Here is a 14144-nt window from a genome sequence, read left to right as displayed (position 1 = left end):
CTCGCCAAAAACATTTCCGATCTTCCCAAAGATGCCCTCTACTTTTACCTCTCAGGACAGCTTCTTACCGAAGAGAGCTATCTCTTTACAAAATTGATCAAAGGACATCTAGGAACCAACAACGTCGATGCAAACTCCCGCCTTTGCATGGCAACCGCCGTTGTCGCCCACAAAATGGCTTTCGGCAGTGACGGTCCCGTAGGCAGTTACGCCGATATCGATGATGCAGACGTCATAATCATCAGCGGTTCCAATCCCGCATGGGCACATCCGGTCATCTTCCGCAGAATACTGGCCCGTAAAAAAGCCCATCCGGAGACAAAAATCATCGTCATCGATCCGATCTATACCGAAACAGCCGAAAAAAGCGATCTCTGGATAGGACTCTCCGGCGGAAGCGATACGACCCTTTATAATGCCCTTTTAGCCGAGCTTTATCGACGCGGGGCATGCGATACCGCCTTTATAGACCGTGCAACCGAAGGGTTCGAGCAAACAATAAATGCTGCAATCGAAATACCGTTTGCAGAATCCGTCGCATCCTGTGGACTCTCTTTGAACGATGTCGAATCACTGGTTGAACTCTTCGCATCCAATAAAAAGATACTCGGATTATGGTGTCAGGGGCTCAATCAAGCGGTTGACGGAGTTATGCGCAATCTCGGATTTATCAACCTATTTTTGGCAACAGGACGCATAAATGCCCAAAAAGGGCTCCCTCTCTCACTCACAGGTCAGCCAAACGCGATGGGTGGACGGGAAGTGGGATATCTCTCTAACGGACTCCCGGGATACCGGGATGTGCGCAATCCGGACGATAGAGCAGTTTGCGAAGTGTATTGGAACCTCCCGACCAATACGATTTCCCCTACTCCCGGTATCACTGTTACCGATGCCGTCGATGCTATCTTGGAGAATAAAATCCGCTTTTTATGGGTTGCCTGCACTAATCCCCTTCTAACCCTTCCCGATCTGAAAAAGACGGAGCGGGCATTTAGTAATCCTGAGCTTTTTTTGGTTGTCCAAGACTGTGTTCTCAGTGAAACGGCATCGCTTGCCAATCTCGTCCTTCCGACACTTTCATGGGGAGAAAAAGAGGGGAGCATGACCAACTCGGAACGCTTTATCAAAAGAGTACGCCCTTTTAAATCCGGCCCTGATAAAGCCAAAAGCGACAGCGATATTATTTGCTATGTAGCACAGAAACTGGGATTTGAAGGCTTCGACTACACCGATACAGAAGCGATCTATAACGACTATAAATCCCTCACAAAAAATCGATTATGCGATCAAAGCACCCAAAAGTACGAATCCCTTTCATACCAATGGGGAGGTGAACGCCTTTATACGGATGAATGCTTTGCCACAGCAACGCTCAAGGCACAATTTCATCCGATCATCTCCTCTTCTCCTCATCTGGATACCGATACGTTTGTATTGATTACCGGCCGAACTAAAAAACAGTGGCATACAATGACCCGTACCGGGCAAGTCGAAGAGTTGCTCAAAGGAGAAGAAGCACCCTATCTTCTGATGAACAGTGATGAAGCGCTAAAGAAAGGTCTGCAGGAGGGAGACATTGCAATTATCAGTAATAATCTCGGTTCTCTCGAACTTCCCGTCCGTTTCGGAAAACTCTCACCCAACCATCTGTTTGCCCCGTTTGGTTATCCGAAAAACCCGATCAATACTCTGGTTCCTGCATTAAATGACCCTTTTTCATCCCAAAGTGCCTTAAAATCGGCTCAAGTCACTCTTAAAAATTTGGTGTGAGACTGTGTATAGGTATTTTCTCCTTTAACTTAGCAATATTCAAAAACATTGTGCTATTATCATTGATAAGTCATTCAGGATAAAGATCAAAGGAAGTTTTCCGTGCCTAACATCACTAAAGCGGTTACTCTATCCAAATATATTCCCCTTTTTATTATCGGGTTCATGATCCTTATCCTCACCTCGTTAATTTGGAATATTCATAATATCAATCAACAAATACTGCAACTTGCTACCCAAGAAGCAAAAACCAATCTAAACAAAGACCTCGCTTTCCGTTTGTGGGCAACACGCCATGGCGGAGCATATCTCACGGTCGATGAAAACACAAAACCTATCCCGTTTCTTGCCAATATAAAAGATCGTGATGTTAATATCAGCAGCGGGAAAATGCTCACTCTCTACAATCCGGCAACAATGTTACGAGAAATTATGAATGACTACGGGAAACTCTACGGAGTCAAAGCACGGATTACTGCAAAAGTATATATGAATCCCGAAAATGCTCCAGATACGTGGGAATCCAAAGCTCTTGATATCCTTTCATCAGGAAAAAAAGAGTACACAGAGATCATCCAAGTCGACGGAAAAAGATATCTACGTATGATGCAGCCGATGTATATGGAACAGGGGTGTATAAAATGTCATGCCTGGACAGGAATCCCCGTCGGCGGGTTACGGGGTGCGACCGATGTCACAATCCCTTTGGACTCATATAAACTTATTGAGCGAGATAGTATTTCAAATCTGATCTTGACCCACTTGATTCTCTGGATCATCGGTATTGGTATGATATTGTTTTTAGGACGCCGACTGATCGGAAGTGAAAAAGCGTTTGAAACAAGCCGACAGCGATTGCTAATGCTTACGCATGCATTGGAACAAAGCGGAAACGGAATCATTATCACAAACACACAAGGTATTATCGAATATGTCAATAAAGCCTTTAGTAAAATCAACGGTTATACCCGGCAAGAACTCATCGGCAAAAAACCCAATGTAATGCGAACCCATCTCAATAGCTCAGAAATATACAAAAATATGTGGGAAACAATTTCCAAGGGTTTTACATGGAGAGGAGAATTTAAAAATCAGAAAAAAAACGGTGCAATCTACTGGTGTTTGGAAACCATCTCTCCTGTATTGGATAATGATGGAAAAATCACTCATTATATCGGTGTTATCGAAGACATCGAAGATCGTAAACATACGGAAGAACATCTTCAACAATTGATTTTATTCGACCCTCTGACCAAACTTCCAAACCGTCATTTCTTCCGTGAACGTCTTAATACTCAAATCCTTGAAGCACAGGAAAACGACAAAATTTTCGGCCTTATCTATATCGACTTGGATCGCTTTAAAATGGTCAATGATTCACTCGGTCATTCAGTCGGAGATCAGCTCTTACAAAATCTTGCCGATCGATTCGCTCAGATATGTGATGAGAACCGATTCTGTGTCCGCTTAGGGGGAGATGAATTTGCGATTATAACCGAATTCTCTGACTCCAAAGAATCAATAGAAAAATCTGTTCATGACATTTTACATTTGATGAAGGAACCATTTTTTATTGATCAAAATGATATTTATATGACTGCCAGTATCGGTATTGCGTTGTATCCGCAGGATGGAGACGATGCTGAGACATTGATCAAAGCTGCCGACATGGCAATGTACGGAGCAAAAATCAAAGGCAAAAACACGTATCTCTTTTTTGAACCGACCAACGGCGATTTTGTTTCTGGAACATTGATTATCGAAAATGCTCTTCGCAAGGCGATCGGTTCGGATGAGCTCTTTCTCGTCTATCAGCCTAAATACAATACACGTGAAAAACAGTTTATAGGATTAGAAGTTCTCATACGCTGGAATAGCCCAACTCTTGGATTTATGAACCCCGCATACTTTATTCCGATTGCCGAAGAGACCGATCTAATCATTACCTTAGGTGAATGGATTCTCAAAGAGGCATTATCGAAAATGATGAAACTCTCCGAAACTACCGGTTTCATCCCCAAAATATCCGTCAATCTCTCTCCTGTCCAGTTTCGAAATCAGCATCTCAATGAGATCATTACAAAAGCATTGCAGGAAACAGGGTTCCCTTTTGAAAAGCTGGAACTTGAAATCACAGAAGGAGCTTTGGTCGATAATCCAACACTCGCTATTGAAAAGATGAACCAGCTGACAGTTCACGGTATCACTTTTTCAATCGATGACTTCGGAACCGGATATTCTTCTATGTCTTATCTAAAAAAATTCCCGGTCTCCACGCTCAAAATCGATAAATCCTTTGTCGATGATCTGGTAACGGATCCGCACGACCGAGCTATCGTTCAGGCAATTATCACAATGGCTACATCCCTAGGAATTAAAACAATAGCCGAAGGTGCCGAGACGATCGAACAAGTCACTATTTTAAATGATTTGGAATGTTTTGCTATTCAAGGATACTGGCATAGCCGTCCTTTAACTTATACGGATCTGCTCAACTATTTTGAGACGAATACATTATAAGCACCCTTAAACCACCATCCGCTATAATTTATCTATGAATAATGAGCAATTAACTTTCCATATTGATCCAACGCCTACATTGCCGACACGTCAATGCCGATTTTTTGCACGGATATTGGGATATGCACTGAGTTATGGAAACTATATTATTGCAGGGTTTGTATGGTGGACGAGTGATTGGTTTATCGTACTAGGAACGTTGCTTTTAGGTTTTATTGTCTTTGGAATCATCCGAAGCAAACTTCGCAACGATTCCATTCCCGTTGCTCAGCGTGAAACACCCTATAATGATTACGCGATTGCGACATGGTATCTCTCACGCAATCACTGTTTTTAAAGGGTATTTTTATTACTAACCCTTTTTCATTTCAAAGCGCCCTTAAATCAGCATAAGTTTCTGTAAAAGCAAAAAATTACAATACTGATTAAAAAATCATCTTATATTTATTTTTATTTAAACTTGACATAACAGAATATCCTTGTTATATTATGTATATAGATATGTGAGCGCTCAAAAACAACAATTAGGTTAAAATGAAAAAATATACGTATGTCGGAATCGGATCCAGTGCGGGTGGTTTGGAGGCGTTGCAAAAACTTGTTCCACTGCTGCCATCGGGTTTAGGCTGTATATATATTGTGGCACAGCATTTGACCCCCAATAATAAAAGTCTCCTAGCTTCTATATTAGCGCACCATTCCCTCCTCCCAGTATCCGAAGTAGACTATGACGCTGCCTTTCTTCCCGATCATATTTACATTATCCCGTCCAACTGCAATCTTTATTTTAAAAATCATCGCCTTGTCCTCGAAAAAGCTGAAAATATGCCTCATTCTCCGACACCTTCTGTCGATACACTCTTTGAAAGTTTGGCTTTGTACAAGAAAAAAAATACCATTGGAATCTTATTAAGCGGCTCTGGGCATGATGGGACAAAAGGGATGAGGTCTATTAAAGAACACGGAGGGAGAACTATAGCCCAGTCACTGGGAGAAACCCATTATGATGGAATGCCGAAAAGTGCCATTGAAGCTGGAGTTATTGACGATATTTTAACTCTGGAAGAGATCCCGGGACATCTTGATCATCTGATCCATGGATCTAAGTCACCCCTGAAAAATGCGACGATGGAACCGATGAAAACGATCCAAACCGTACTTCGTAATCAAGTTCACCTCGATTTGCGAAAATACAAAGACGAGACGGTTTCACGGAGGATTAAAAAACGGATGATGGCCCTTCACATCGATTCACTCCCGGAATATGCGGAATATTTACTGGAGCATCATGAGGAAGCACAACTTTTGTATCAGGAAATTTTGATTGGGGTCACTGCTTTTTTTCGAGATAAAGAGGCATTTAACGCTCTTGAGCATACTCTGACCTCCACCTTGGAAAAAAAATCCGAAAATCATGAATTACGCATTTGGTGCGTTGCCTGTTCGACCGGAGAAGAGGCGTATTCATTGGCAATTTTGGTTAGTGAAATTTGTAAACGTCTCCAAAAAAATCTTGATATTCGTATTTTTGCCACCGATATCGATGATGATGCACTTGCAACAGCGCGCGCAGGTTTTTATTCTAAAGAGTCTCTCCAAGAGGTGGATCAAACCTTATTGGACGAATATTTCACCCCGTTTAATGATGGGTATAAAGTAGTACAGACTCTCCGTCAATCCATTGTTTTTACCCATCACGATCTTCTCCAAGATCCCCCGTTTATCAATCAAGATCTCATCAGCTGCAGAAATCTACTGATCTATCTTTTGCCTGTCGCGCAAAAAGAGACATTTTCTCTTTTTCATTACGCCCTCAAAGATCATGGGATCCTCTTTTTGGGTTCCTCAGAATCAACCCTCTTGAGTGTCAATTATTTCACGCCGCTCAATACCCTGCATAAAATTTACGAAAAAGAATATATTCAAAACCCTCCCAAAATTTCTAACCATTATTTTTCAAAACATCTAGACCAAAAATCAGAAAAAGAACCGAATCCGGTCACCGAAATTGAAATGAAAAATATTGAAGATCAAATAGCCCATACCGTGTTTGATTTTTTTGCCCCTCACTGCATCATCGTAGATCAAAATTTTACGATGGTCTATAAAAAAGGTGCTATCCCTTATATCCGTTTTTCCGATGGTTTTCCTACCCTTAATCTTTTATTGAATCTGGATGAGTCGCTCCGTTACGATGTTAAAACGCTTCTCATTCGCGCCCTTGCTTCCAAAAATCCTGAATCAACAAAATTTATTGAAACGGCTTCAACTTCATCCGATGATACCTTTGTTCGTGTGATAGCCTACCCTTTTAACGGATTAACCGGCAGTCCAATGCTTTTGCTCTATTTTCAGGAACTAAGCAGTAGTGATCTTCAGTTTAACCCCGGAGCATTAACTCTTCCGGATGAATCAATGATGCTTAAGAATCTCACCTCTCAGCTCACAACTGCCAGAGAAGAAATCCGTTTACTATCCGATGAATTAACAATCAACAAAGAGACTTTGCAGCTCATGAACGAAGAGTTGCAAAGTTCTAATGAAGAGTTGCAAAGCTCCAATGAAGAGTTGGAAACATCGAATGAAGAGTTACAAAGCTCCAATGAAGAGCTCCATGTATCCTTGTCCCATATCGAAAATATCCAACATCAGCACGCTTTAATTCTGAACTCAACGCTCGATGGGATTCTGGGGTTCGATATGGATATGCGTCACACTTTTGTCAACGCTGCCGCCGCAAAAATGCTGGGATTGAGTGCGGATGAGCTTATCGGGAAAAAGAGTAATGAGTTCTGGCAACGTACTAAATCCGATGGAACCGCTTACCTAGAAAATGAATGCCCACTTCAAAATGTTCTTCGACTGGGTAAACACCATCGGGGAGAAGAAGTTTTTTGGCGTAAAGACGGAACCTCCTTCGAAGTCGAATTAGTCGAAAGCCCAATCATAGAAGGCGGAAAAATCATCGGTGCCGTAATCTCTTTTCACGATATCACGGAACAAAACCGACTCGAAAAAATTGCGATCCGTGAACATCAACTCTCCGATCTTTATATGAGTATTAGCGGAATGCTGGTCATGGCACTCGACACAAATGCCAATATACTGACCATCAATACTGAAGGGTGCACTATTTTAGGGCTTCCTTCTGATCAGGTTATCGGAAAAAACTGGATTGATATCTTTGTCCCATCCGAATCACGTGACAAATTTAAAGAGATATTTTCCTCGATTCTCAGTGGAGAAATACTGATTATCCCTAATAACACTTTTGCCGTAACCGACGCAAATAATGGTAGGCATCTGATGTCATGGACCAATGCCGCAATCAAAGATCAAGAAGGAAATATTACCGGAGTCATTTGCTCCGCTGTCGATATCACAAAAGAAGATGTTCTTATCCAAAAGCTTGCACAGCAAGAAAATCTTTATAAGCTCACCTTCCAAGAGGCGAATATTGGAATCGCCCATATCGGACTTGATGATAGCTGGATAGACGCCAATACATATCTCTGCACTCTTTTAGGCTATACCAAAGAAGAGCTGTTATACATGAACCTTAGTGATATTATTTATCCTGAAGATATAGCGGTAGATATTCATCTGAAAAAGCTTCTTTTGGAAAATCAACGGAACAATTATCAAGTCGAAAAGCGGTATCAGCATAAAAATGGAAATGTCATCTGGGTTAACCATTCAGCAGTTTTATTGCACGATGAATTCGGAAATCCGCTCTATTTTCTCCTCATTATCCGTGATATTTCACAGCTAAAATTCCTAATGTATGAACTGGAAATGGAAAAAGCGGAACGCCAAAATATTATCGAATACGCCCCTATCCCGATCATGTTGCATGACGATGAGGGGGATATTATCCTAACCAATTTCACACTGAAAGAGTGTACCGGGTATTCGTACAAAGAGATTCCGACACTGGATCTCTGGATGGATAAACTGTATCCGAATATAAGTTTGCCATACAAACAAGAGCTCAAATTATCGTATATTCAACCGATCCAAGGAGAACCAAAAGAGCACCATATCACGGTCAAAACCGGTGAAAATCGGGTTTGGCTGGTCAGTTCGGTACGGCTAGATCACAATCATAAAAACAAACCTTTGATTGTTTCCTCCGCTATTGACATTACCGAGATTCAGCGTAAAGATGAAATCATGATCTCACAAGCCCGTCAAGCGGCTATGGGAGACATGCTCGCGATGATTGCCCATCAATGGCGACAACCTCTGAGTATTATTTCGATGGCATCCAATACCCTCAAAGCACATCTTGAGCTCGATAATGAGATATCCGATGATGTACTCGAACAGGTGATCGAAACCATGGATGAGCAAACTCATTATCTTTCCCGTACAATTGATGATTTTCGGGACTTTTTTAAACCGGACAAAGTCAAAGACAAAGTGAATATGGCAACCATCATCGAAAAATTAGTCACCCTTATTCAAAAAGGGCTCGATAATAACGGTATCCTCTTGGAACTTCCAAAAAATCAAGAGTTTGAAATTCATACCTACCAAAATCAACTCCTTCAAGCCCTTATCAATCTTATTAACAATGCAAAAGATGCGATCAAAGAACATAATCCGACCACAGGAATCATCCGCATTGGACTCACACGTGAAGATAGGGAAATTATCATTCAGGTTTGTGACAACGGCGGAGGAATCAGCCCTTCGATCAAAAATACAATCTCCCAGCCCTACGTCACAACAAAAGCCGAAAACGGTACAGGGCTCGGACTTTATATGTCAAATATTATTATCTCCAAACATCTCGGAGGTAGACTGTGGTGGAGCAGTGACAGTGTCGGATGCTGCTTTTATATCGGATTACCGATGATACTATCTTAAAAGGCTTATGCAATGGCATATTTGAAAGAGCTCAAAGCAATCAGTTCGTCAATCTCTATTTTATATGTCGAGGATGATGCAGCCCTTCAAAAAAGTGTCGTTGATTATCTCAGACTCATTTTTCCGCAGGTAGATACCGCATCAAACGGAGAAGAAGGGCTAATCGCTTTTCGAAAAAAAATCTACGATATTATTATCACCGATATACAAATGCCCCACATGAACGGGTTGGAAATGATTAAAGCTATTAAAGAGATAGTTCCGGAACAAGAGATAATTATTACAACCGCTTTTTCGGAAGTGCCCTATCTCCTCGATGCGCTTTCCCTCCATGCCAGCGGCTATCTCGTGAAACCGATCGACTTTGACGATATCAATCTCATCCTTTTTAAAATCGTTGACAAAATCAACAAATACCGTGAAAACGAACTCTATAAAGAGTCTTTAGAAGAGATGGTAAGGGTCCGAACCGAAAAAAATATTACACTCGAAATAGAAAAAATAGAAAACTATGAAAAAACGCTCCTCTCATTCGTCGAACTGGTCGAAAAACGCGATACCTATACCGGCGGACATTCGGAACGTGTTGCAACATACTGTAAGCTCATTGCTGAAAAAATGGGGTATAGCACTAAAGAGTGTGATCTCGTATATCGTGCGGGAATTTTGCATGATATCGGCAAAATAGTGACTCCGGATTCCGTCTTGCTCAAACCCGGAAAGCTCGATGATCTCGAATACCGCCTGATTTGTGAGCACGTTACAACCGGCTCAAACATGCTGCAAAATATTCCGATGTATTTTGAACTCTCACAAATTGTTGCGGCACACCATGAACGGCATGACGGAACCGGCTATCCGCTCGGGATTCAAGGCGACGCCATACCTCCGCTCTCTCGAATTATGATTGTGGCTGATGCATTTGATGCTATGACAACAAACCGTATTTATAAACCCAGAATGAACATTGAATTGGCTATCGATGAACTCAAAAAATATTCCGGTACACAATTTAACCCTGAAGTAACCGATGCGGCCATCACCGTATTATCCGGTATCGAGATCAATACGAATATTTCTCAGCTCCCCTCGACGGAAATGGAACAGAAACGTTTTTCTTTCTTTTTTGAAGATTCATTATGTAAAATCTATAATCCCCATTATCTAGATCTATTTTTAGTTCAACATCAAAATAATCCAAATACTCTCTATCTAAAAATTATCTTTATCCATAATTTCAATCTCTATAATAACCGTTACGGATGGGACAAAGGCGACTTGTTTTTAAAGTCTTTTGCTGATATTCTACGTAAAAAATCGGAGGATGAAGTACTTTTCCGTCTGCATGGTGATGATTTTGTCCTCTTATCCAATAACCCAATCAGTTTAGATTTATCATTGTTCACACCACTTCTTCAAAAATCAGATAACCTAATCACTCTGGAACTCAAAGAATTTAATACGGATAGCTATCTGATACATTCTCTCGAAGATTTGGAAGAATTATTAAAATAAAATTCCTCCGATATAATTCATATATGTATAACAAGCAGTTATCGTTAATTACGCGATTGCGATATGGTATCTCTCACGCAATCACTGTTTTTAAAGGGTATTTTTACAATCAATCACGATCGTGATGCTTATGGTGTCCTTTATGTCTTCCATTATCATGGTGTTCTCGATAATCATCCCGATTTCTACCCTCTACATATACCGTGTTTTCTCTAGTCCCAGCCCGTGGCTGATCTTTGCTTCCGACCGCTGCTCCGAGTGCCCCGCCGACACCGCCGCCGATGATTGCACCGTTTTTACCACCGGTCGCTGAACCGACTGCTGAACCGACTCCCGCACCGACCATACTGCCCACGACTGCTCCGCCGTCTATTTGTCCTGCATTGACACTTACACTTGCTGCTAAAAGCATAGACAAGACTAATGTTAAATTTGTTTTCATACTAGTTGACTCCTCAATTGATTGCGGGAATTTTAGCACTTTTATAGTCATATAATAGTCATCTTTAGATATTAATATGAGATACCCCCTCTAAGTTCCCATCCGCTATAATTCGCTCACGTATCCTCACATAGGAATAAAACCAATATGGCATTAGTCGATCTCCTCGGTGTCAGCAAACACTACGAAGCCCAAAAAATTTTAGAAAATATCAATTTCCATATCGATGAGGGGGAACGCGTCGTCATCGTCGGCAAAAACGGCAGCGGCAAATCGACACTGATGAAGATCGTCCACGGATCACTTGATACGGATGGGGGTGAGCGGATCAACCGTCAAGGTATCGAGATCAAGATGCTCTCCCAAGTACCGAAATTTGATCCTTCTCACACGGTACGCGAAGCGATTGAAGCAGGTCTTGGTGAGCTGAAATCGGCAAAAGTCCGTTTTGATGAGATTTCCGTCCTCCTTGCCGAAGAATTTGATAATAGCGCACTTCTCGATGAACAAGCCACACTGACTAATTTCCTTGATCATCACAATGCCTGGAACCTCGATGATAAAATCGAGCGGGTGATGCACCATTTTATGCTCAAAGAGTATGAGAATAAAAAAGTCGATCTCCTCAGCGGAGGGGAACAACGCCGTGTCGCCCTCGCCTCACTCTTACTCCAAAAACCCGATATCCTTCTCCTCGACGAACCAACCAACCATCTCGACGTCTACATGGTCGAGTTTCTCGAAGAGCTGATTCTCAAAGAGCGTTTCACCCTCCTCTTTATCTCGCATGACCGTTATTTTATCGATCAGGTCGCGACCAAAACGATCGAAGTCGAAGATTGTTCTCTTCGCGAATTTAACGGGGGTTACAGCAACTATCTGGAACAAAAGCAGGAGTTGCTCCGTACCATGGCTCAACAGCACGACAACCTCCTAAAACTCCTCAAAACCGAGAACGAATGGCTCCGTCGCGGAGTCAAAGCACGTCTAAAACGAAACGAAGGACGCAAACAGCGGGTATTGCAGCTGCGCGAAGATGCTAAAAACAATCCTTCTAAAATTCGAAAAATGAAACTCGAACTCGAGCGCGAAGCAAAACACTTTAACCGTTCAGAGGGAATCAACCGCCAGAAGATGCTTTTCGAGATTGAGCATCTCGGACTTACTCTCGGAGATAAACTCCTCATCAAAGACTTCTCAACCCGAATCCTGCAAAAAGACGTCATTGCCGTAGTCGGCCCCAACGGGAGCGGAAAATCGACGCTGCTCAAAGCACTGCTCGGACGCCTCAAACCGACCAGCGGAATTATCAAGATAGGGGATCTCACAATCGGCTATTTTGATCAACACCGTGAAATGCTCGATGACAATCTCAACCTCATCGAGACATTCTGCCCTCACGGCGGAGATCGCGTCGATGCACAGGGGCAAGACTACCACGTTTACGGCTATCTAAAAAACTTCCTCTTCCCGAGAGAATTTTTGGACAAAAAGATCGGAGTCCTCAGCGGCGGAGAAAAAAACCGTGTCGCCCTCGCCCTGCTCTTTACGAAAAAAGTGGACTGTCTAATTCTGGATGAACCGACCAACGATCTCGATATTCCCACAATCAATATCCTTGAAGAAAAACTCCAAAACTTCCCGGGAGCCGTTATCCTCGTCAGCCATGATAGATATTTCGTCGACAAGATTGCCAAAAAACTCTTTATCTTCAAAGGTGACGGAACCATCGAAGAGAGCTATAAACCCTACAGCGAATACCTAGAAGATGAAAAAGAGCTCCAGGAAATGGACGCTATGGAAGCAGAGTTTGCCAAATCTGCAACCACTGCGGTAACCGCGCAAAACGAAAAACAAAAAGTCTTCAAACTCACTTTTAACGAACAACGTGCTCTCGAAAAACTCCCGACAGAAATCGAAGCCCTCGAAGCCAAGATCGATGAGCTAAACGCTTCCCTCGCCGATCCGAAAAAATACGAAAAAATCGGGATTAGCGTCCTCGCCGAAGAGCTGGAAAAAACAAAAGCGCTCTACGAGGAAAAAGTAGACGAACTCCTCACGATCGAAGAGAAAGCTGAAGAGATCGAAGCTCTGAAAAACAGTTAAGGAAGTTCAATGGACATCGAAACTCTCAACTCTCTGTATTCACACGCAGGTTATGTAACATTCAAAGATGGGCCAAACGGCTTTCCGATAGCCCTTGTCACGACACCTCACGCGACAGCAGCCATTACCCCTTACGGCGCCCATTTACTCTCGTATCGTTTTACTTCTGACACTGAGAATCTGCTGTTTCTGAGCGAAAAAGCGATTTTCAAAGAAGGAACCCCTATCCGAGGCGGAGTCCCTATCTGCTGGCCGTGGTTTGGTCCCGATCCTCAAAAACAAGGGCGTAGCGATCACGGACTTGTCCGCACCCGTATGTGGAATGTTATCTCTTCCGATCTTCTTCCCGATCAGGAGTGCAGTATCACCTTTGAGCTCACCGATACTCCTGAGACCTATGCACTCTGGCCTCATCGTTTTCGCCTTATCCTCAAACTCACCGTAGGCAAACAATTCACAATGGAACTCACGACCCACAACCTAGGGGATACATCTTTGGAGCTTACGCAGGCACTCCACACCTACTTTAGTGTAGGAGATATCACCCAAACGAGGATTACTGGGCTCGAAGGATTCACCTACACTGACAAAACCGATAACAGCCGAGAAAAACCTCAAAAAAATCCTATCTCCATCGAGGGCGAAACGGACCGTGTCTATCCTACTAATGGGGGAGAGATCATAATACATGACGATGCATACAATCGAAATATTCGTATTGAGTCTGAGGGGAGCCGTACTGCTATCGTGTGGAATCCGTGGATACGGGTATGTGAGCAAAAAGCGGATTTAAATGCAGATGATTACACAAAAATAGTCTGCGTTGAAACGGCAAATGCAGGTGATGACATCATCACACTGCAACCCGCAGAGAGTTATACGCTAAAAGCAGTCTATTCTGTAGAAAACTGACGGA

General features: G+C 42.5%; 8 protein-coding genes. 7 read left to right on the top strand and 1 reads right to left on the bottom strand.

What is annotated here, in order from left to right; translation table 11 throughout:
• The 5 genes from PHP90_RS04460 to PHP90_RS04440 all read left to right on the top strand — a co-directional run.
• Nucleotides 1-1773 (top strand): molybdopterin-dependent oxidoreductase (locus PHP90_RS04460; RefSeq protein WP_299925889.1); only part of this gene is annotated, 1773 nt, incomplete at its 5' end.
• A gap of 102 nt (nucleotides 1774-1875) precedes the next feature.
• Nucleotides 1876-4293, top strand: coding sequence for an EAL domain-containing protein (locus tag PHP90_RS04455; RefSeq protein WP_299925888.1), 2418 nt, complete (start codon nucleotides 1876-1878; stop codon nucleotides 4291-4293).
• 34 nt (nucleotides 4294-4327) lie between these two features.
• Entirely contained in the window at nucleotides 4328-4630 is a 303-nt protein-coding gene (locus PHP90_RS04450) for a hypothetical protein (RefSeq protein ID WP_299925885.1), read from the top strand.
• A 197-nt stretch (nucleotides 4631-4827) separates the two neighbouring features.
• The gene (locus tag PHP90_RS04445) at nucleotides 4828-9165 is read left to right on the top strand and encodes a PAS domain S-box protein (RefSeq protein ID WP_299925882.1); all 4338 of its coding nucleotides are present in this window, start codon (nucleotides 4828-4830) and stop codon (nucleotides 9163-9165) included.
• A 12-nt stretch (nucleotides 9166-9177) separates the two neighbouring features.
• Nucleotides 9178-10680, top strand: a complete 1503-nt coding sequence (locus PHP90_RS04440) for an HD domain-containing phosphohydrolase (protein WP_299925879.1) — start codon at nucleotides 9178-9180, stop codon at nucleotides 10678-10680.
• A gap of 109 nt (nucleotides 10681-10789) precedes the next feature.
• On the opposite strand, the gene PHP90_RS04435 is transcribed toward PHP90_RS04440, so the two are convergent.
• Nucleotides 10790-11122: a glycine zipper domain-containing protein gene (locus PHP90_RS04435; RefSeq protein ID WP_299925876.1), complete on the bottom strand. Its 333-nt coding sequence runs from the start codon at nucleotides 11120-11122 to the stop codon at nucleotides 10790-10792.
• 147 nt (nucleotides 11123-11269) lie between these two features.
• On the opposite strand from PHP90_RS04435, the gene abc-f reads away from it, so the two are divergent.
• Both abc-f and PHP90_RS04425 read left to right on the top strand, forming a co-directional pair.
• Nucleotides 11270-13228 (top strand): ribosomal protection-like ABC-F family protein, encoded by a 1959-nt coding sequence (abc-f, locus tag PHP90_RS04430; RefSeq protein ID WP_299925873.1) that lies wholly within the window; start codon nucleotides 11270-11272, stop codon nucleotides 13226-13228.
• Nucleotides 13229-13237: 9 nt separating this feature from the next.
• A complete protein-coding gene (locus PHP90_RS04425) occupies nucleotides 13238-14140 on the top strand; it encodes a D-hexose-6-phosphate mutarotase (RefSeq protein ID WP_299925870.1) in 903 nt (300 codons plus the stop codon).
• The last annotated feature ends 4 nt before the right edge of the window (nucleotides 14141-14144 follow it).

The sequence above is a fragment of the Sulfuricurvum sp. genome (assembly GCF_028712165.1).
In the GTDB taxonomy this organism is placed as follows: Bacteria; Campylobacterota; Campylobacteria; order Campylobacterales; family Sulfurimonadaceae; genus Sulfuricurvum.
The sequence above is the reverse complement of the archived record's forward strand: the minus strand, read 5'-3'. Positions and strand labels throughout refer to the sequence as shown.